Source organism: Candidatus Thiodiazotropha sp. AKAK2 (genome assembly GCF_058244685.1).
Window position 1 is genome coordinate 1 of sequence record NZ_JBSYOP010000004.1, and the last position, 19,372, is coordinate 19,372.

The window sequence follows — 19,372 nt, forward strand, 5'->3', positions numbered from 1 at the left end:
CTCCCCGATAATTGGTCCATCGATAATTAGAGTTCTCCGGTTAAACTATGACCAACGGGGGAATGAAAATGAAACGATCAAAATATTCTGAGACACAGATTGTCCGGATATTGAAAGAAGTTGAAGGCGGCAGGATGGTCAAGGAAGTCTGTCGAGAATATGGGATTTCTGATGCCACCTATTACAACTGGAAAAGCAAGTATGGCGGTATGGAGGCATCGAAGCCTCCCCCTGAAAAGTAGACGCCTTGGTTAATATCATCTTATGCGGCCATTTTTTCAAATTAATTTGGAGATTTAAATCCCAAAGAGCTATGTAGCCTATCGCAATTATAATATCTCTCCATATACCAAGACAGAACCATCCGTAGTTCATAATTACAAGGACACTCACCGTTTGAAAAGATTATTCATGTGAGATAGAGTTAAAAAACATACACGGAATGTATAAAAGCCAAGGAGCCGGCAATGACGATATCGCGCAAGCAACAGATCTGTCTCGAAGAAACCCCCTATTATCATTGTATATCCCGCTGTGTTCGACGTGCCTTTCTTTGTGGAGAGGATGAGTTAACCGGCCGTAGCTTTGAACACCGTAGAGATTGGATAGTGGAGAAGCTCAAGCAACTTGATGGGGTATTCTCTATCTCTATCTGCGCCTATGCCGTGATGCACAACCACACCCATACTGTTTTGAAAGTCGATCGAGAGTCTGCTTTAAATTGGTGTGATGATGAAGTGATATCCCGATGGACCAAGCTCTACAAACCAAGCCCTATCGTTGAGCGCTATCTGAATGGCGTGAAGCTAACAAAGGTCGAATTGGATGTAATTGCCAAAGATATTGAGAAGTGGCGGCACAGACTCTACGATATCAGCTGGTTCATGCGCAATCTCAATGAAGGTATCGCAAGGAAGGCCAATGAAGAGGATGGTTGTACTGGGAAGTTCTGGGAGGGTAGGTTCAAAAGCCAGGCTCTGCTCGACGATGCGGCGCTATTAACCTGTATGAGTTATGTTGATCTTAATCCGATAAGGGCAAACATAGCCGATAGACCCGAAGAATCAGATTTTACATCCATACAAGATCGCATCAGACACTATCAAAAAGCACTTGAGCAAACAGGGAATCGTTTTGAAGCAGAAATCTTAGCACCAGAGCATTTAGAGCCATTAGTTGGTGGCGAGCATCAAGACAAAATATCAGGCTTAAACTTTAGCCTGTCAGACTACCTTGAGCTAACCGATTGGGCAGGGCGAGCCATCAGAGAGGAGAAATCCGGTGCTATTCCCTCAGAACTGGCACCAATCCTTGAGCGGTTGAATATCGACTCGAGAGCCTGGCTTGGTAGTGTAAAAAACTATGGCAAAAACTACACCACAGTCATAGGAACACGGGAAGGTATTAAGCAGTTTACTCAAGCCATAGGCAGAGGCAGAAAGTGGTTCTGCACGAATGGGTATTCGTTGCAGATCTATCAGACATCACCTGCCTGATATCCTTCAAACCCAGCCTGGGTCATACATGCCAATAAAATAGTTTTGGCAGGAAGTTTCTTGCTCCTTGTTCGGAAAATCCATACCTATATCACTCAACTAGATGGCGATCATCGACAAAACCTCCTGAATTAGTCGATTGGGACCATTGTTTTTCCAACAGAAATAAATGGAAATGGGGAGTTGGCTTTTTCCTCCCAAATGATGCCTGTCCTCACTTCCCCTGATTTTCGTTTTTGGCCCTGCTGATAATTACTTAGGACCGATAAACACATTCGTTATAAGTCTTTATCTGAAACAGATAAGTGGCTAACTCAACTATACTCGACCCATACTGACTTTGCTTGAACCGTCACGATAGAACAACAATCATTGGGGACAATGGATGAGATCGATCAACGGCCTGTTACCTCTCCTGTTTATCACCACACTTATCACCGCCTGCAAAGAGGCTCCGCAAGAAGATAACCAAACATCCGGCCATGGGAATAGCAAAGGCTCGCAAGCCACCTCTGTCGAGATGGTCGAACGCCGACACGCCCAACCCGTCAGCGTCAACTATCCGGAGACCGGAGTCGATGTGGGCTGGGGCTGGGACTCTGAAGAGGGTATCCCTCAAGCCAATGTCTGTATCGAATACTCCATCGAAGAGGACAAGGGCCAGACCAAATATATGACCATGCAGGAAATCACCGACAGCAGTGAACTGATGTCGAGCATGAACATCTCCGCCGCCGCATCGGTCAAGACAGTCGCCTACAAGGCCAGTGGCAGCGCCAAGTTCGCCAAGAGCAGCAAGATCAACAGCTTCAACTCCAACTTCGTATTGAATGTATCTGTTGATAATGGCGTACGCTATGCCACCCCGCTTATTCCCGGCAGCCGGGGAGAGATTATTGATCCTGAGACGAAGAAGCAGCTGCCTGACGCCGGTGCCATCCGACTGACTTCCGAAGCCCTGCGCCTGGCCAAACAACGGGATCTGACAAAGTTCCTCAACCACTGCGGCGATGCCTATGTCGCGGCCCTCTATGGTGGCGCAAGATTGACTGCGTTGATCACGGTCAGTAACAGTTCCAAAGAGGAAAAGAAGACGGCTTCAACAAGCTTTTCCGGCTCAGGCTGGGGCGCAAACGTAAAGGCCAGCGCCAGTGGGGCCAGTACGGCCAAGGTCGCCAGCAGCCGGGTCAGCATGCGTTTCTATCAATCGGGCGGCAGGAAAGATGAGATCCCGATCAGCAAGGAGGATCTGCTTGGTAAATTGAAGACCATCACCACAGAGGCGAGTGACTTCCCCGCCTACTACCGCCTTACCCTGATGCCCTACACCGCTCTCTCCAACTGGCCCGACCGGGTGATCGAGCTCGATCTCTCGGAACAGGATCTGTTGGCGGATCTCTGGGCCAAGTACGCCACCCTGTATGAAGACATCGAGTATATCTTGCAGAACACGCAGAAGTTTCAGGCCTTAAGTAAGGAGGGTACTTACGCAGCAGTAGACTACTCGCGTATTGAGGCGTTGAAAGTGGTGCAGGATCAGGTACACAAGACTCTGCTACTACTGCGGGACGAGGCCGTCCAGTGCAGTGTGCCGGAAGCTCCCTGTGGCTTCTCATTGGCAGACTACCTCTCTCCCTACGCCTATCGTATCGAGTTGCCGATCCCAATTGACACCAATTCAGATAATGAAAACTGCCCCTGTTCCATCGTCTCCCCGGAAAAGGATAGCGACAAAAATATCGCCGCCCTGGTGGATTACTATATTCGCGAGCCGGTGAAGAACAGCTGCAAGAACAATCCTGTCGCCAGGGATTGCCTGAGCAATGCGGAGATCGACCGCTGGCTGAAGCGCGTGGGAAAAGAGTCCATTGCCCTGCCTGATGGACAGAGTGCAGAGAAACTGATCGCCTTAGCTAAAGAGAAAAAAACCGAATTTGACTGGCTGGATGTCATCGACGGCCCACCTCATGCCTGGGTCGATCCCACGAAAATCCCAGAGGGTCAATCTGCACTGGATACGTTGTTGGAGCTATTGAAAAACTAATTATCGGGGTCAGAGCCCTTTAATCAAGAGCCCTTTAATCATTTTAAAGCTGGCTTTGTATGGCGCAATGTTGGCGATCCTGTTTCGAAGCGCAGCCCATTTTTTATTTTCTAAACAATCAGAACAAGATCTGATCATCGGAAAATGAGAATCGTTACAGATAGCTTCTGAAGTGCCTTTAAATCTCCCTGCATCCCGTATAAGAATTCTACGATTTGTTGGTGCAATTAAACGAGGTTATATTATACTGCTAGATGCAAGGGAGCCTAAGGAAATCAGGGTGTTGCAACATTATTAACCAATAGTCGCTACCTGCGTTCTGAGTTCATGGTGGCGCCTGACGCCAAACAGAGGCCAACATGACTATCAATCCGTTACCAGAGCATTCGCTTGGTCTCCGTGAACTGCTGAAAAAAGGGCTCGCATCAAGTGTAATCAGCCTGTTCACAGCTGTTTTTCTGGTCGTTTTCCCCACTCTAACGGCAGCGGATTCTTCCGCCAAAGCCTATGATCTGGATCAGGCAATCGCCGTGGCCTTGGAAAACAATCGCCTGAGGACCATATCCCAACAATCCATGCAGATCGCCGAGGAGCAGTACCAACAGGCTAAGTCCACCTACTGGCCGGGCCTCAGTCTGAACGCCAGCTTTCAAAGGCGGGACGAAAACGCCAATTTTGAGTACCCCGCACAGCGTTTCGATCTGATGCCGGGTATGCTGCCGCCGGTGGATATACCCACCCAGGAGATCGATATCCTGGGACGGGATACCACCCTCTATTCACTCGATATGAACTACCCCCTCTATACCGGGGGCAAGCGCTCCAGTCTGATCGAACAGGCCAGACTTGGAGTGGACATCGCGGCTCAAGAGGTGCGACGTACCGATCTGCAAGTGGTACAGGATGTGAAACGCTACTTTTATGCAGCCCACTACACCCAGCAGTTGGAGGATCTCGCCGAGGAGATTTCCATCGCCTTCGAGGCCTTACGGGATATCACCCAGGCGTTTTACGAGGGCGGCTCGAATTCGGTCAACAAGCTGGATCTGCTGCAAAGCAAGCTGGCCTACACACTCGCTTCAGCGACCCATGCTGAACTTGCCGCCAAACATGCCTCGGCCCTGGCAGCTCTGGCGTTTGCCATGGGCCTGGATTGGCGTGCAGAGATTCGTCTCAATAATCCGGATTATGCCGTGACCATTCCGCAGGATGCCCTGGAAAACCTGGTTGAGCAGGCGCTGGATTTCAATCCCCAGGCGCAACAGTTGAAGTTGGCTGTCGATGTCTATGAGGCGAAGATCGAGGAGGCAGCCAGCGATCACTACCCCATGGTCGGTCTGATGGCCTCGGTAGGTGGATTTGATAACGATCTGGATGGTGGGCTCGATACGGATGCCAACCGCAACTCCTGGACCCTGGGTATCGGTGTCACAATGAAACTGTTTGAAGGCGGCCGGACCCAACACCGGGTCTCTGCAGCCCGGGTGGGGCGTGACCAGAAGGAGCAACAGCGACTCTTGTTGAATGAGAGTCTGGCTACACAGATCAAACATCTGTTCCTACAGACACATGCGGCAAAACAGCAGATCGAGATCACCCAGACCGCAGTCGAGACGGCCCGGGAGAATCGCGATTTAAGCAGCCGGGCCTATCAAACCGGTGCCGTAAAAACCGAAAAGGTGATCGAGGCCAATCTGATGGATGCGCTGGTACGGGCCAACCACTATCGTGCCAAACACGACCAGGCCCTGCATCTGGCTGAAATCACTTACTTGCTGGGCAGGGAGGCCACTGAGTAAATGTGACCTTTGCGGATTGAAAATGGGATTGAGAAAACCTGCCTGTGGCCTAGTCCTTTGGGCTCTTCTATGGAGTCTTGGGATACCTCTGGGCATCGCCAATGATGACAAGGTTACCATTGTTGCAGGATTGAGTGAGGAATCCCTCTATGATACGAGTATTACCGATGCGAAGATCGTATTCTCCCTAATATTCAATCAAGCGATCAAGGAGTCTGAGGAGCAGTTTGTTCTTGAGATATACAAAACTGATCTGGAAGTGGAAAGGAAGCTGATTGCCGGTGAACTCGATGCTGTATTTACCAATACGATCCACTACCTGGAAATCGAAGAATATTTGAATCCCAAAGGCAGCTATATTATCCAGCATGGTCCAAAGATAAAACCTCAATACTATCTTTTAACCACGCGTAAAAGTGGTATTGACCGTCTTAGTCAGTTGCAAGGGATGAAACTCAGTATTCCCAGAGGACATGCGGTAGGGGAGTTGTTCCTCGACGTGATGTTGTTACGACAGAACCTACCGGTAACTGATCAGTTTTTTTCTGAAATACGCGAGACCCGGGAATCCAACTCCGCGGTGGTCAATCTGTTTTTTGGCAAAGTGGATGCTACCTTGATCACAGACTATGCCTTCAACGTGGCCAGTGAGCTCAATCCGCAACTTACGAAACAGTTGATCGTGATCGGTGTATCAGAACCCCTTGCTCATCAGGTGGTATCGGTACGCCACGATTTTCCACCTGAGCGTATCAAGAATATAGAGCCCTATATTCTCAATGTTCATGAATCCCCCAAGATGAGCCAGGTTTTGAAGACCTTTCGGCTGACTGCAGTAAGAAAGATTAAAAGCAATACCTTGGCAGAAGTTCGTGAGTTGAGTGATGAACATCGGAGCTTGTTAGTCAAATGACCAGTGCTATGAATAAATCAACCATATTCAAACACTTGTTTAAACGAATTGCACTGATCCTGCTTGTGATCAATGTATTGTTTTCCCTGGTTTTGCTGCCGATCTATCAAGATAAACTGATCAAAATGATCGCCAGTCAGGGCGATACATTCGCCAACTCTACGATTGCCGCGTGTGGGGAGGCGCTGTATACGGAGGATTACAGTTTTATCATTTCATACATCAATAAAGTCCTCAACAATACGCCTGAAGTGCTATTCATTAGTTTCTCATCTCACCAAGGTGAGATCATTGAGTTGACGTCGGAAGGTTGGTCACTGAAACAAGCTACAAATCGTGACGTACTGAACTTGCAACGCACTCAAGACTCACACTTGATCGATCATGTAGAGAATATTGATAAAGGGGTTATAAAGAGCGGATTTGTGTTTTCCAAACCAATTATAATCAGCGGCTATGACTGGGGCGACTTTACAATTGGTTTATCTGATTCAGAGTATCAATCGCTGCTTTCCAGCTATTTCAGAAATGTCCTGTTATTCAGTCTGATGTTGGTTGCTATCACCCTGCTGCTGCTGCATGGCAGTTCATTGAGCCTGTCTCAGCAGTTAACAAAGCTCAGGGAAACTGCATCGCAACTGGCAAAAGGTAATCTGTTAGCCCGTGCGCCAACAGATGCCATCGGTGAAATCAGTCTATTGGCCAATACATTGAACGGCATGGCAATCAGCCTGGATGAGAATACCCGGCATCTGAGGCGGCTCGCACGACTTGTCCAGGATACCAATGACGCGATTGCAATATTCGATGACACCAGCAAAGTCATCTATGTAAATTCTGCGTTGACCAATTTTTTTGGGAAAGATGCCAATGATTTCAAAGGAATGAATCTCTCGAAATTTTTCGTACACCTAAAGATCGGTCGAAGCAAACAAAAAGAGCTGCAGAATGAACTCTCAGGCAGTGATTTTCATGACTGTACAACCGATTTGACATTCAAAATATCAAGTGAAAAAACCTACCATCTGACCATGCGGATCGAGAAGTTTGATCTGCATGAAGTGGAATCCGGTGGCTTCTTCATCATTCTCTCGGATATTACAAGAAGAAAGCAACTTGAACAGGAGCTGGAGACCCTGGCGTATATCGATAAACTGACTCAGCTTCCAAATCGTCGTTACTTTATGGATCGTATGAATGAGGCGGTCGAAGAAGCGGAAATGTTCAATACGGCTTTTACATTGATATTTCTGGATGTGGACAATTTCAAGATTATCAATGATTCACTGGGTCATGAAGTGGGCGACCAGGTGCTGGCGGATGTGGGCTGGAGAATGCAGGATTCCTTGAGAACCGACGATACCATATGTCGTCTCGGTGGCGATGAGTTTACTGCCATTATTCGCGGTGCCAACGATTATGACGCGATCAGTCGCTTGTGTGACACCATACTGACCAAGTTCAGTATGCCAGTCTATATCCATGATCATGAGCTGAGGACCAGCGCCAGCATAGGCATTGTGACCTTTCCGAATGACGGTATGACCACCAAAGAGTTGATCAAAAATGCCGATATGGCCATGTATGCTGCGAAAAAGAGCGGTAGAAACTGCTATCGTTTCTTCTCTGAGGAAATGCATGAAAACATGCGTGATTATCTTGATATAGAGAGTGCGCTCAGAAAATCGATTAACGATATGGGTCTCTATCTTGTCTACCAGCCATTTGTTGATGAAAGAACGAATGACATTAAGCATTGTGAAGCCTTACTTAGATGGAAGCATCCTGAGCGGGGGATGATACCACCAGGGAGGTTTATTCCAATAGCCGAACAATCCGGACTGATACGTTCTATCGGTGATTGGGTATTTGATCAAGTCTGCAGACAGATTCAGGAATGGGACACCAGTATCACTGTCTCGGTCAATGTTTCGGGCGCGGAGCTGGTTAATACCAATTATGCAGAGAGACTGCGAGAGAAATTGGTTGATTATGATATAGATGCTCATCAAATACAGTTGGAATTTACCGAGCATGTACTGGTAAGTGAGGAAGGAAAAAATCTGCCGATGTTGAATCAACTCAAACGCATGGGTTTTCAACTGGCGTTGGATGATTTCGGAACCGGTTTTTCTTCATTGAGTTATATCTCAGAACTACCGATTGATGTGATCAAACTTGATAAGACCTTTATCAATCGTGTGCCAGATGACAAGCGAACTGTTGCCGTGGTGAAATCGATCATATCGTTAGCCCATAGTTTGGATATTACCACTGTGGGTGAAGGTGTAGAGCAGAAAAAACAGATGGAGTGGTTGAGGTCGGAGGGTTGTCATCTCATACAAGGTTATTACTACCATAAACCGATGATTGCGAGTGCATTTTATAATTTGGTCAGCCGAGGTGTGACTCAAGCCGTTGTGACTGATATCAAAGCGAAAAAATGAGTTGAGGAGTATACGGTCCTGACTTTTTTATTAACTTGTTATAGCTGACTTAAGGCATAGGGCTGATAAAGAGAACAGATTAGCTGAATAAATATGCAACTGAAAAGTATATTAAAAAGCATTGTAGGCGTAACATTCATACTGATACAGGGATTATCTCTGGTCAATGGCAGTGAGCGGAATGCGACTATCCTGGCAGGTATCAGTAAAGATACACTTTATGATATTAGTGTGGCCGATGCGAAAATAGCATTCGCCTTGGTACTTAATGATGTCCTGAAAGAGTCTGGTGAGTTTGTTGCGCTTGATGTCTTTCAAAATAAACTGGAGGTTGAAAAGAAACTACTGAAAGGTGATCTCGATGCTGTATTTACCAATACACTCCAATATCTGGAGTTGGAAGAGCATCTGAACTCTAACGGTACTTACATCATTCAGCACGGCCCCAATATAAAACCAAAATTTTATCTGATTACAAGACGTAATGCCGGAAGAGACAGCCTGGATGAACTGAGAGGTAAAAAATCAGTATTCCAAAAGGGTATGCCGTTGGGAATATGTTCTTGGATGTACTACTGATGCGCCAAAATCATCCTGTCTCGAAACGTTTTTTTTCTGAAATTCGTGAAGCTAGCGACTCCAATTCCTCATTGGTCAATCTTTTTTTTGGTAAAGTCGATGCCGCTCTTGTAACCGACTTTTCATACGAAGTGGCCTGTGAACTCAATCCTCAGATGCGGAAGCAATTGACTATTATTCAAGTATCTGAGCCTCTGATACATCAGGTTGTTGCTGTAAGAGATGATTTTTCTCAGTCTAAACTCGATAAAATTGAACCCTATTTTCTAAATACTCAACGTTCACCTAACTTGGCTCAATCAATGAGCTTGTTTCGTATATCAGCAATCAAGAAATTAACCGGAAATTACCTGACTGAGGTTCGAAAATTACGTCATGAATTTAATCATTTACATCACAGAACAAACAGTTCCGCCACTCACTAATATATCTGAGAAAGGGTTTTAAGGAGTTTACCGACAATAAAAAAATGAAAGAGGCTGTGTTAACTAATATTCAAATTCAAATCTACAACGAAGGGATGTTGATTGTATAGTTCAACATATGACGCATGATGGTTGTTAGAAAAAACACTACTGGTTGGCCTTGTAAAGGTCATTGGTTTGTTGCTCCATTTATCGTAATAGTCCTGTTGCTGGCTTTATGCCCACTCTTTGTTGTACAAGCGGAAAAATTACCTGACCGGTATACTCACACGCCAGAGAATGGATACTTCGGCAGAATGTCAAAAGTCCTATTCGATGCCAATGTTACGGACACCACAATTGCGACGGATATGATCATCCGGGAAGTTTTCGGCACGATGGGTATGAGATCAGAAATAGTCGTTTATGAGGATAAGGATAAGCTGACTAATGATCTGGCTAATAATCGAATCGATGCGATATTTATCAATACGATAGACTTTCTTGATATGCAGCATTTGATTGATATGGAAAGGCTTTATACCTTGATCTACGGGGATCGTGTTGAACAGGCAGTGTTACTTCTTGTTAGAAAATCTGACGAACTCGATATGATATCGGATCTACGTGGGAAAACCGTATCGATACCGGCAGGACATTTCCTGGGAAGAACCTATCTTGAGGTACTGCTAATGGAAAATGGCTTCCCGCCAATAGAAAAATATTTCGCCAATGTTCAAGAGACGATCGATACCAATAGCGCTATTGTGGATCTTTTCTTTAATAAGACAGATGCTGCTCTTGTTTCAGACATAGCATTCGAACTTGCTGCGGAGCTGAATCCCCGTATAAAAACCAGTCTGAAACCCCTGGCGGTATCGCAGGATATGATACCTCAGATCATCGGTCTGAATAAAAATATCTCGGAGCAAAATAGGGCAAGAATCGATGAAATCATGGGTAAATCTCATGAAAACAGAAGAATACAACATCTGCTATCACTATTTCGGGCTAATAAATTCATTAAGCTAAAACAATCTGATATCGGTTCAACAAAACAGCTAATCGATCGATATAACTATTTAACTCAATCCAGATAGCCATAACACTCTATCTTGAATGCATGTGATTCATGAAAATAAAATCTCATAGCGTGATCCTGTTGTTACTGCTTTTAAGTGGCATCATGGCTATTCATTCAGCCCGGGCTCAAAGTGATCCCTATGATAGAGATACAGCATTTATCGGTATCATGTCCCGCCTGTTTTATGCGACACACAGCACGGATTCGCGAATTGCCACTGAGATGACATTTATTGAGTTCATGAAAAACATCGACAAAGCGTGTGAATTCACGAATTTTGATGATCCATTAAATGTGGTTACTCAAATGCGCAAAGATAATCTCGATGCAATACTGGCTAATCCTGTGGATTATCTGAAAATAGAGCAACAGATTGATGAAGATCATCACTACTCCCTACTGTTTGGTGATCGATTGAAGCAAAGAGTAATCCTATTAGTCAGAAAATCTGACAATATCAACTCCCTTTCACAACTGGCAAATAAAACATTAGCCTTTCCCTATGGCCATCACCTAGGAAAAATGTTTCTTGATATGAGTCTGCTGGAGCGAAATCTGCCGCAAGCTACAGATCATTTTTCGGAAATTCAAAATATTGAAAGTCTCAATGACGCCATTATTAATCTTTTTTTCAATAAGGTGGACTCGGCACTGGTTACAGATGTGGCTTTTGAGCTTGCACAGGAGCTCAATCCGCAGATTCGCCATTCTGTCGTACCCTTGATCGTATCCGAACCCATGATTCAAATTGTAATAGGTATTAATAAGCGTGTGCCGTCAAGTTTCAAACAGCGTGTGGATCAGATGGCAAGTAATTTGGATCAATATCCAAGAACGCTACACCTTCTATCAATGTTCAAATCCAAGCGAGTGATAAAAATATCTGCATCGGAACTCGAAAAAATTCGCAAAATAGTATGGAAATATGAAAGCCTGTCAAAAAAGCAGAGGAACAAAATAGATGACGCTTCCGAACGGCTTTAACCGCATATAATCTCTAACTTTTTATCCCTGAGCTCTACACTGCAGGTATCGAATTCCGGACAATTGGTTCAGTGCGTAATCCCCATGCTAGGCGCTCAGTAACATAAAAGATGAGATCAATAGGCTGGTGTCCAATGGGATGTCTACAGGATAGTGAAATTATTTCATCGATGAAAACTATTTGAACGCAAACATCAATGAAGAATTGAAGTATAAAATTACCTGTAGGCGAGTGAATAAGGATTGTTTTCTATTCTCATGAAACCTTGATTCGTACAACTCTCATCACATCCATATCGATTCCGGCCACACTTTCCGTGTCTGAATAGTAGCTGAGGTTGACCCGTTGTCCTGCGAGGCTTTTGTAGCGCTTTTTTCTTTTGTACTTGAATGGCACGTCCGTGCCTTCAATCAACAGGGTATTGACAATCCAGTCACCGCTCTCTCTCTGAACATGTGACGTCACTTTCTTCATTTCAGAGTGGGTCAGGTCCCGGTGGGTTTTCAATAGATCATCGACTGGTGATTTCATTCTATCCTCACGCTTTGCTGAGGATACGATTATATCGCAACAATAAATAAAATAGGATATTTGAGGTTGCTCAGATTACGTCAGTAGTCAGATAGGTTAGAGATTGTATCACTAGGGTGCTCCGGATACCGGTATTCGCCTTGATCACGGGGTGCGGTATTAACTGGTTAGTATGAGCGCAGGTTTCGTAAATTCGGGTTTCATCATGAATAGTGAGATCCTCAGTTCAGCATTGAGCTTGCAACTGATGAGGGGTAGTGTTGTTTCAGGAATATAAGCATCATCAAGGATGCCGTGTCATTGATGTGGATGTGCTTGGTAAGCGGTGCGCATCTGACTCGTGCCATGGTCTTTAGTGAAGGATTTCAGTTAGGGAAGTATGAATAAGTCTCAAATAAGACTAGTGACCATGTGGTCAGTTCTTCTACTTTTTGTCATCTTTATTTTTGTTGATCATGTGATGACGCTAGACATGCGGATTGGGCGAAGTGGCCTTTGCTGCTGCTTTTCATTGCCTATGGACTCTCGCAGGGTATCGAATTCCATAACTCACCTGGTACCTGGTTACTCTGGGGTTTTGTACCTTTGCTGTTACCGCTATTTGTTGTCTCGGAATACCAGAGATTCAAGCGGTTGGGGCGTGAGTCTGATGAATTGTCGCAACCTGGCAGGAAATAACCCTATTATTTTTCCACTCTCTCTCTGGTCTTAGTCAAACAAATACCGCTGGATCTTCAGGTATACTAAAACACAGTATTACACTAGGATATTTTCTATCGGTCATCCCTGGGTTGTTTAAGGGGGGATACTCTGGCCTTTGATACACAAGGCTATCTCAGTTACCTGTCTGCCTGACCGGTGTTTTAAGTGACTGAATGAATTGTCGGTTATTCAATGAAACCCATATTCACAGGAGAACTGAGATGCCCCAGCGTTGGTTACAGATCAAAGGTGACCCCTCGGTAAGAGAGTTTCTGTTTCATCAGACAAGAAAAACAAGTTTGTTTGATGAACATCTTGTGCGCATTCACTACATCATTCACACCATGTGCACCAAGAAGGGCGCATTTCATGTGAAAGCGCACTACTCATCATCCCAGTTGACCTGCTGGTTTTATGACGATCCCTATAACTACAAGGTTTATGTCAAGGAAGAGGTCCTTGAGCCTGGATTTCTCGATAGTTTTCCCGATCTGAGTTACGAGGGGAGAAAGCCCTGTGGGAGCCCTCAGCAGATGCTGCTAATACTCGATGAGTTCAAGCGGTTGCGCTTCACCGATGAGCAGATCTATCTGCGCAGTGCCTCGGTCAATCGACTCAACGGCTTGATCGGTATGAACTTCTCCTGTGATGGAAGTCACTACATCGAGCATGACGAGTTTTTTCGGCGACTGCTAGAATTCGGGGTGGTTGAGCAGGAGGCTCAGGCGATCTGTTCCTTGTCAGGGAATTGAATTGGCCGCTCATGGACGCTAACCACCGCAAATAGACGCGAAGGGTTTTGCTGGATAGCCAAACGGGTGTCTGCTCAGTCCGGGCATGTCTGGTGAGTTGATCATCTATTCTGATTAACGATTTTTTAGCGGTGTTTCGTGTCCATTTGAAGCGAATAAACCACACCCCACCCAACTCAGTCGAAAATCGCAGCTCAGAGGGGATTGTGCTATAAACCGGTGCAAGTCCTTACCCCTTTGAGAGTTCTGCATGTTGAGTTTTTACGACGAAATCGAGCTGCCCACCGGGAAATCGTTTGAAGTGATCGATATCACCGATCAAATCAACCGCATCGTTGAGCGGTCGGCGCTAAAAGAGGGATTGGTCACAATCACTTCTCTGCATACCACCTGTGCCTTGGCGGTCAACGAGAATGAGGAGCGGCTGTTCGATGATATTCGTAACTACTTTTTAACCATTGCGCCGGAAGATCAACCCTACAAACACAATGATCTGCATCTGCGGGTGAATATTCCACCGGACGAGCCAGAGAATGCCCATGCCCATCTGATCGCCATGATGATTGGTAACAGTGAAACTGTCATGGTGCACAACGGCAGTCTGGTATTGGGAAGATATCAGTCTGTATTGATGCTTGAGATGGATGGGCCGCGACAGCGGAAGTGTGCGGTTCAGGTGGTGGGTAGATCCTGACAGATCTTGATATCAACAGTTGAACCTGCAGACGTTGGTTGAAATGAACGCCTCGTAGGCTTCCCCGGACTCCAGCCATTTCTGCAGTGCTTCATCCATTTGGGGTTGAGTCATACCTTCAGGCACTTCGCAATGAATTCCATAAGGGTGACGCGGTTCACTCCTTGGCTCAGCAATCACTCTGTTGTCATCAACGAACAGTGTGTAGTCAGGCATTTTACCGGGTGGGGCACAAAAGGCTCTTGTTCCCAACTCGTTGATCAGTTCGGTCGCCTGGGCGTTGAATTCATCCCGGCTTGGTGGTGTCTGACTCATCTGTTCATCCTGCAATTATCCCGTTTCAGGGAACTCTACCACAGGCGTCTTTAGCGGATGGTGTTGAGAGTTGATTTTCAACCCCACCACCAGGCAGAACTCTCCGGTGGCGGGGTTTGGAGACGATAACGATCGGCTCGATATCAGCATTCAGGTCTAATCATCATCCCGAACCCGAACTACCACTTTGGCTACCGGACCATCCCAACTGTGAACCCGTGCATCCAGGTCGCTGTGGCCGCCGAAGGGGTCGTTATCGCCAATATTGCCACGATGGATATGGACAGTCGGATTGTGGTCAGGTCCAGCTGTCGCAACTGCCCCGCTGCCTGCATTACCACCCGGATCCGCTGGAATACCGGGGGTGTTGGGCGCGCCGCCGCCGTTGATGATCTCATCATTGGCCTCGGTGCCGGCGTCATAGGCATGCAGATAGTAGGTGTAGGTACCCTTTCGTTTGGGGATTCTCATGCTGTCCAGACCGACAAATCCGTCATTGGTCGGCAGCAGCATGGCAACGATGGAGAGGAAGCGCTTTTTCTTGCCGAATTCGTAGAAATCCGCGGTTGCTGAGGCACCGGGTGCCAGCAGGCCGCCGGCCGGGTTATCCACATAGTCATTGCCGCTGGCATCCAGGTCCGCGATCAGGCCGCTGGTATCACCACCTTCCGCCATTGCCTGCAGATTGGCTGAAGCCGCTTCGCTGAGCTCAAACAGGTCGGCATGACGGTCGTGTTTGGCGACCAGCAGGGGGGTGAAATAGATGGCGTTGGTCAGGTTGGTGATCTCCACGCTGAGGGTGCGGTCATCTGCCAGGGATGTGGTTCCATACAGCATGCTCGCTGATACCAGCAGGCTGGTTAAGGTCTTTTTCATGGTTAATTCTCCTTTAGGTATAAGACAGCGCAGTCCCAAGGGGTCGAGTGAAAGCTGAAACAGATTGGTTGGGCCTGCGCTGTAATGAGGAGTCTGGGCTTTGAGTCTCCCGGCAGGATCACGAAAACATCACGAATAGGTCACAAACCGCTGGGTAGGATTGCTTGATGTTCTGAAGGGCGGCCTCTGATACAATAACCGGTTCACTTTGGACAAAACCAATAGAAGTTTCCATGTCGTTGAACACCACAGAAGAAATCATTGAAGACCTGAAGCAGGGCAAAATGGTCATCATCATGGACGATGAGGATCGGGAAAACGAGGGTGACCTCGTGATGGCTGCCGAGGCGGTGACCCCGGATGCGATCAATTTCATGGCCCGCTATGGTCGCGGATTGATCTGCCTGACCCTGACCAAAGAGCACTGCAGTCAGCTGCGCCTGCCGTTGATGGTCACCACCGACGATGAGTTGGCGGCGACCAATTTCACGGTCTCAATCGAGGCCGCCGAGGGCGTTACCACCGGGATCTCCGCAGCAGACCGCTCCACCACCGTGCTGGCCGCCGTGGCGCCGGATGCCAAGCCCCAGGATCTGGTTCAGCCCGGACATATCTTCCCCTTAATGGCGCAGCCTGGTGGTGTTCTGGTACGCGCCGGCCATACCGAGGCGGGCTGCGACCTGGCCAGACTGGCCGGTCTCTCTCCAGCCTCGGTGATCGTGGAGATCCTCAATGAGGATGGCACCATGGCCCGCCGCGCCGATCTGGAAAAGTTCGCCGCCGACCACGATTTGAAGATGGGCACCATCGCCGATCTGATCCAGTACCGGGTGCAGAATGAGACCACCATCGAGCGGGTGAGTGAGTGCCATTTCCCAACCGAATTCGGCGATTTTCGTCTGGTTGCTTATCAAGATATGGTGGACAACGATCTCCATCTGGCTCTGGTCAAAGGCCACCCCAGTGCAGATCGACCGACCCTGGTGCGAGTGCACATGCAGAACAGTTTGTGTGATCTGTTCGAGGCCAAGGTCAGCGAGTGCGGATGGCCGCTGCGTCATGCCATGAGCTACATCAGCAAGCAGGATGAAGGGGTGATCGTGGTGCTGCGAAATCACGATACCGCCCGGGAGATCGTACAGCGGATGATGGAGTTCCATACTCAAAGCAGCGGTCATGAGAATTACCACAAAAAGGACAACAGCAAAGAGCTGCGTACCTATGGTGTGGGGGCGCAGATACTCTCCGATCTGGGGGTCAGGAAAATGCGTGTATTGAGTGCGCCGAAGAGTATCCACGCCCTATCCGGATTCGATATGGAAGTCACCGAATATGTGGAAACAGAGTAGGCTTCGCGCTGAGTTGCATCTGAATCGACGGATTCAGGTAATATTGAGTTCAATTGGTTACTAATCAGGAATAACAGAATGACGATCAAGACAATCGAAGGGGCAATGACTGTCGACAATGCACGCTTTTGCCTGGTGGTGGCGCGCTTTAACAGCTTCATTGTTGAGAGTCTGCTGGATGGGGCGATCGATACCCTGAAGCGCCATGGGGCCAACGAAGACGATTTGACCCTGGTGCGTCTGCCCGGAGCGTTCGAGATGCCGGTGGCGCTCGACAAGCTTGCGGCGAGCGGTAAATACGATGCCATCATCGCCCTCGGCGCGGTGATTCGCGGCGGTACCCCCCATTTCGATTATGTGGCCGGCGAGTGTGTCAAAGGTATGGCTCAGGTCAGCCTCAAGCACGGTGTACCAATCGCTTTTGGCGTGCTCACGGTGGACACCATCGAGCAGGCCATCGAAAGAGCCGGTACCAAGGCAGGCAACAAGGGGGCAGAAGCCACCCTCTCCGCCATCGAAATGGTCAATCTTCTACGTCAGATCGATTAATGAGCGAAAAACGCAGTCAGGCGAGACGACACGCAGTGCAGGCCATCTACCAGTGGCAAATGGCCGGGCAGGATGTCTCCGATATCGCCAATCAGTTTCTCGAAGAGCAGGAGCTCTCCAGCTTTGAGGTTCCCTATTTTCAGGATCTGCTGCAGGGGGTTCCCTGCAACCTGGGGCAGCTGGATGAGCTGCTCAAACCCTCCCTCGACCGGGCCATCGAAAGTGTCGATCCGGTGGAGCGGGCGATATTGAGAATTGGCGCCTACGAATTGCAGCACAAGATCGAAGTGCCCTATCGGGTGGTGATCAACGAAGCGGTGGAGATGGCCAAGGTGTTTGGCGCCGAGCAGGGGCACAAATTCGTCAACGGTGTGCTTGATCAGGTGGCCAGAAAGGTCCGCGCGGTTGAGATGGATGCCAAATCGAAAGGTTGATATCTGAGCACCGGATTCGTCTCTGGCATCTGCGGTTGGTCAGGCTGATGGCAACCGCAAATGGACGCCAATCACCACAAAGATCCCGCAAATACTAGATTTGGCTATTGTAGTCATTCCGGCGAAGGACTCAATCCATCCACCTGTTATATCTGAATCTTTGTCTGACTCAGCATTAATCAGCGCAAACCATTTGCGTTTGTTCGTGGACTGAATCAGATCATCATTCCAGCACTGTGTTTAATTATGTTGGTATCCGAATGGGCGTGTATGGCCAGCCCCACATTCCTGGGCTCGATCTAAACACGGTGCGTGACATCCTACTGGCAGATTCTCCCTTGGAACCTCCTCCCGATTACCCGGCTGGGAGATCCACTGACTAGGGTTATCTCTTATACACGCATTGTTGTGACTGGATGTACCATTCGAGCTAACAGATTTCATTCGGCAAATAAAGGATGGTTTGCAATGACTGATTCGGCTGGTGGGGTCGGGGGATCTGCAAATGGTGGAATGGGTGGAGGATCAGCGGATGGTGATTCTTCAATTGGAGGTGGTTCCCCGGGAAGTGAAAATAGTCTCGGCTCGCCAACAAACGGGGCTGGATTAGCCGATTCGCCAACGACAGCTGAGACATTGAGCCGCTCTCCTACAACGGCAGATCAACTGAGCTGTTCACTCACAACGGCTGAACAACTCGCAGCTTCAGCAGGCACTTTGGGTCAGGCATTGGATCTGTCCAAGGATGCCAGTCTGGATGTTAGTATCTGTTCAACTCAAGACAAGAGCGTCAATATCGGTCATGTGGAAGCAGAGTATTCAGCGCCGGATGCTGATCTCAATACCGAAAAAGCCAAAGCCCATGCATCGGTTGGTATATCCGGAGAGATCAATATTGCTGATGCTGAAACTGAGATCGGTTTGGGCCGCCTGGGGCAGCTCGATGCTAAAGTAACGGCAGGAACCATCAATGCGCATGGAAAGATCGAAGCAAAAGCAGAGATAAAGGGGCTTACCGATACAAGTGCCAGCTTAAAAGCCAGTGCCGGAGCTGAAGCGATGGCGATTGACGGTCATGCAGGATTTGAGGTGAGTATTACGCCGAAAACAGTCGGGGATACCCTGGGTGGGCTCTATAACAGTTATGTTGATCCGGTAGTCGATTCTGTTGCAGGTCGAGATGTTCCTGAGATTCCGGAAGTGCCGGACAATTTTGATCACGGTGTTGTGATAGGTGGGCATATTGATGGAGGCTACGGCGCCTCACTCAAAGGGAGTGCGGGTATTGAAATTGGTGATGGCAAAGGTGTCAAAGTCAGTGGCAGTTTTAAAGCGGGTCTTGGCCCGGTGGTCGGTGCAGGTGTTACATTCGGTGCGAAATAGACTGAATGCACTGCCCGCATGTGAGATTAATCAGAA

Annotated in this window: 18 protein-coding genes and 1 pseudogene; 16 read left to right on the forward strand and 3 right to left on the reverse strand. The window is 47.8% G+C overall.

Going from position 1 to position 19,372, the window contains the following annotated elements; all coding sequences use genetic code 11:
- Window positions 1–68: 68 nt before the first annotated feature.
- The 10 genes and pseudogenes from AC4IE8_RS00465 to AC4IE8_RS00510 all read left to right on the forward strand — a co-directional run.
- Window positions 69–221, forward strand: a pseudogene (locus AC4IE8_RS00465) (transposase); the annotation flags it as partial.
- A 246-nt stretch (window positions 222–467) separates the two neighbouring features.
- Window positions 468–1,496: a transposase gene (locus tag AC4IE8_RS00470; RefSeq protein WP_490790028.1), complete on the forward strand. Its 1,029-nt coding sequence runs from the start codon at window positions 468–470 to the stop codon at window positions 1,494–1,496.
- Between the two features lie 385 nt (window positions 1,497–1,881).
- Window positions 1,882–3,540 (forward strand): hypothetical protein, encoded by a 1,659-nt coding sequence (locus tag AC4IE8_RS00475; RefSeq protein WP_490790029.1) that lies wholly within the window; start codon window positions 1,882–1,884, stop codon window positions 3,538–3,540.
- Window positions 3,541–3,899: 359 nt separating this feature from the next.
- The gene (locus tag AC4IE8_RS00480) at window positions 3,900–5,339 is read left to right on the forward strand and encodes a TolC family protein (RefSeq protein WP_490790030.1); all 1,440 of its coding nucleotides are present in this window, start codon (window positions 3,900–3,902) and stop codon (window positions 5,337–5,339) included.
- A gap of 22 nt (window positions 5,340–5,361) precedes the next feature.
- Window positions 5,362–6,252, forward strand: a complete 891-nt coding sequence (locus AC4IE8_RS00485) for a phosphate/phosphite/phosphonate ABC transporter substrate-binding protein (RefSeq protein WP_490790031.1) — start codon at window positions 5,362–5,364, stop codon at window positions 6,250–6,252.
- 8 nt (window positions 6,253–6,260) lie between these two features.
- Window positions 6,261–8,699, forward strand: a complete 2,439-nt coding sequence (locus AC4IE8_RS00490) for a putative bifunctional diguanylate cyclase/phosphodiesterase (protein WP_490790032.1) — start codon at window positions 6,261–6,263, stop codon at window positions 8,697–8,699.
- A 93-nt stretch (window positions 8,700–8,792) separates the two neighbouring features.
- Window positions 8,793–9,278 (forward strand): substrate-binding domain-containing protein, encoded by a 486-nt coding sequence (locus AC4IE8_RS00495; protein ID WP_490790033.1) that lies wholly within the window; start codon window positions 8,793–8,795, stop codon window positions 9,276–9,278.
- On the forward strand, window positions 9,278–9,703 hold the full coding sequence (locus AC4IE8_RS00500; protein WP_490790034.1) for a PhnD/SsuA/transferrin family substrate-binding protein: 426 nt from the start codon (window positions 9,278–9,280) through the stop codon (window positions 9,701–9,703). The genes AC4IE8_RS00495 and AC4IE8_RS00500 overlap by 1 nt, the downstream gene beginning before the upstream one ends.
- 125 nt (window positions 9,704–9,828) lie before the next feature.
- The gene (locus AC4IE8_RS00505) at window positions 9,829–10,782 is read left to right on the forward strand and encodes a phosphate/phosphite/phosphonate ABC transporter substrate-binding protein (protein WP_490790035.1); all 954 of its coding nucleotides are present in this window, start codon (window positions 9,829–9,831) and stop codon (window positions 10,780–10,782) included.
- Window positions 10,783–10,814: 32 nt separating this feature from the next.
- Window positions 10,815–11,750: a phosphate/phosphite/phosphonate ABC transporter substrate-binding protein gene (locus AC4IE8_RS00510; protein WP_490790036.1), complete on the forward strand. Its 936-nt coding sequence runs from the start codon at window positions 10,815–10,817 to the stop codon at window positions 11,748–11,750.
- A gap of 256 nt (window positions 11,751–12,006) precedes the next feature.
- Here the strand turns inward: AC4IE8_RS00510 and AC4IE8_RS00515 are convergent, their stop codons facing one another.
- On the reverse strand, window positions 12,007–12,282 hold the full coding sequence (locus AC4IE8_RS00515) for a hypothetical protein (protein WP_490790037.1): 276 nt from the start codon (window positions 12,280–12,282) through the stop codon (window positions 12,007–12,009).
- Window positions 12,283–13,205: 923 nt separating this feature from the next.
- Here AC4IE8_RS00515 and AC4IE8_RS00520 point away from each other — a divergent pair.
- Together AC4IE8_RS00520 and AC4IE8_RS00525 are read left to right on the forward strand one after the other, a co-directional pair.
- Window positions 13,206–13,736 carry a hypothetical protein gene (locus AC4IE8_RS00520; protein WP_490790038.1) on the forward strand — a complete coding sequence of 177 codons (531 nt, stop codon included), beginning with the start codon at window positions 13,206–13,208 and terminating at the stop codon, window positions 13,734–13,736.
- Between the two features lie 250 nt (window positions 13,737–13,986).
- A complete protein-coding gene (locus AC4IE8_RS00525; RefSeq protein ID WP_490790039.1) occupies window positions 13,987–14,430 on the forward strand; it encodes a secondary thiamine-phosphate synthase enzyme YjbQ in 444 nt (147 codons plus the stop codon).
- 12 nt (window positions 14,431–14,442) lie between these two features.
- On the opposite strand, the gene AC4IE8_RS00530 is transcribed toward AC4IE8_RS00525, so the two are convergent.
- Window positions 14,443–14,745, reverse strand: a complete 303-nt coding sequence (locus AC4IE8_RS00530; protein ID WP_068991848.1) for a hypothetical protein — start codon at window positions 14,743–14,745, stop codon at window positions 14,443–14,445.
- Window positions 14,746–14,901: 156 nt separating this feature from the next.
- On the reverse strand, window positions 14,902–15,621 hold the full coding sequence (locus AC4IE8_RS00535) for a spondin domain-containing protein (protein ID WP_490790040.1): 720 nt from the start codon (window positions 15,619–15,621) through the stop codon (window positions 14,902–14,904).
- A 233-nt stretch (window positions 15,622–15,854) separates the two neighbouring features.
- Here AC4IE8_RS00535 and ribBA point away from each other — a divergent pair, with 233 nt between their 5' ends.
- From ribBA to AC4IE8_RS00555, 4 genes are all read left to right on the forward strand, one after another.
- Window positions 15,855–16,970 carry a bifunctional 3,4-dihydroxy-2-butanone-4-phosphate synthase/GTP cyclohydrolase II gene (gene ribBA, locus AC4IE8_RS00540; protein WP_068991850.1) on the forward strand — a complete coding sequence of 372 codons (1,116 nt, stop codon included), beginning with the start codon at window positions 15,855–15,857 and terminating at the stop codon, window positions 16,968–16,970.
- A gap of 78 nt (window positions 16,971–17,048) precedes the next feature.
- A complete protein-coding gene (gene ribH / locus AC4IE8_RS00545; RefSeq protein WP_068991853.1) occupies window positions 17,049–17,519 on the forward strand; it encodes a 6,7-dimethyl-8-ribityllumazine synthase in 471 nt (156 codons plus the stop codon).
- Window positions 17,519–17,953, forward strand: coding sequence for a transcription antitermination factor NusB (gene nusB, locus AC4IE8_RS00550; RefSeq protein ID WP_068991854.1), 435 nt, complete (start codon window positions 17,519–17,521; stop codon window positions 17,951–17,953). Before ribH ends, nusB begins: the two co-directional genes overlap by 1 nt.
- Window positions 17,954–18,421: 468 nt before the next feature.
- Window positions 18,422–19,336: a hypothetical protein gene (locus AC4IE8_RS00555; RefSeq protein WP_490790041.1), complete on the forward strand. Its 915-nt coding sequence runs from the start codon at window positions 18,422–18,424 to the stop codon at window positions 19,334–19,336.
- Window positions 19,337–19,372 lie beyond the last annotated feature (36 nt).

What these genes read in the sequence shown, in the direction of transcription:
- AC4IE8_RS00470 (WP_490790028.1), top strand. Translation starts at nt 468, where the DNA reads ATGACGATATCGCGCAAGCAACAGATCTGTCTCGAAGAAACCCCCTAT.
- AC4IE8_RS00475 (WP_490790029.1), top strand. Translation starts at nt 1,882, where the DNA reads ATGAGATCGATCAACGGCCTGTTACCTCTCCTGTTTATCACCACACTT.
- AC4IE8_RS00480 (WP_490790030.1), top strand. Translation starts at nt 3,900, where the DNA reads ATGACTATCAATCCGTTACCAGAGCATTCGCTTGGTCTCCGTGAACTG.
- AC4IE8_RS00485 (WP_490790031.1), top strand. Translation starts at nt 5,362, where the DNA reads ATGGGATTGAGAAAACCTGCCTGTGGCCTAGTCCTTTGGGCTCTTCTA.
- AC4IE8_RS00490 (WP_490790032.1), top strand. Translation starts at nt 6,261, where the DNA reads ATGAATAAATCAACCATATTCAAACACTTGTTTAAACGAATTGCACTG.
- AC4IE8_RS00495 (WP_490790033.1), top strand. Translation starts at nt 8,793, where the DNA reads ATGCAACTGAAAAGTATATTAAAAAGCATTGTAGGCGTAACATTCATA.
- AC4IE8_RS00500 (WP_490790034.1), top strand. Translation starts at nt 9,278, where the DNA reads ATGCGCCAAAATCATCCTGTCTCGAAACGTTTTTTTTCTGAAATTCGT.
- AC4IE8_RS00505 (WP_490790035.1), top strand. Translation starts at nt 9,829, where the DNA reads ATGATGGTTGTTAGAAAAAACACTACTGGTTGGCCTTGTAAAGGTCAT.
- AC4IE8_RS00510 (WP_490790036.1), top strand. Translation starts at nt 10,815, where the DNA reads ATGAAAATAAAATCTCATAGCGTGATCCTGTTGTTACTGCTTTTAAGT.
- AC4IE8_RS00515 (WP_490790037.1), bottom strand. Translation starts at nt 12,282, where the DNA reads ATGAAATCACCAGTCGATGATCTATTGAAAACCCACCGGGACCTGACC.
- AC4IE8_RS00520 (WP_490790038.1), top strand. Translation starts at nt 13,206, where the DNA reads ATGCCCCAGCGTTGGTTACAGATCAAAGGTGACCCCTCGGTAAGAGAG.
- AC4IE8_RS00525 (WP_490790039.1), top strand. Translation starts at nt 13,987, where the DNA reads ATGTTGAGTTTTTACGACGAAATCGAGCTGCCCACCGGGAAATCGTTT.
- AC4IE8_RS00530 (WP_068991848.1), bottom strand. Translation starts at nt 14,745, where the DNA reads ATGAGTCAGACACCACCAAGCCGGGATGAATTCAACGCCCAGGCGACC.
- AC4IE8_RS00535 (WP_490790040.1), bottom strand. Translation starts at nt 15,621, where the DNA reads ATGAAAAAGACCTTAACCAGCCTGCTGGTATCAGCGAGCATGCTGTAT.
- ribBA (WP_068991850.1), top strand. Translation starts at nt 15,855, where the DNA reads ATGTCGTTGAACACCACAGAAGAAATCATTGAAGACCTGAAGCAGGGC.
- ribH (WP_068991853.1), top strand. Translation starts at nt 17,049, where the DNA reads ATGACGATCAAGACAATCGAAGGGGCAATGACTGTCGACAATGCACGC.
- nusB (WP_068991854.1), top strand. Translation starts at nt 17,519, where the DNA reads ATGAGCGAAAAACGCAGTCAGGCGAGACGACACGCAGTGCAGGCCATC.
- AC4IE8_RS00555 (WP_490790041.1), top strand. Translation starts at nt 18,422, where the DNA reads ATGACTGATTCGGCTGGTGGGGTCGGGGGATCTGCAAATGGTGGAATG.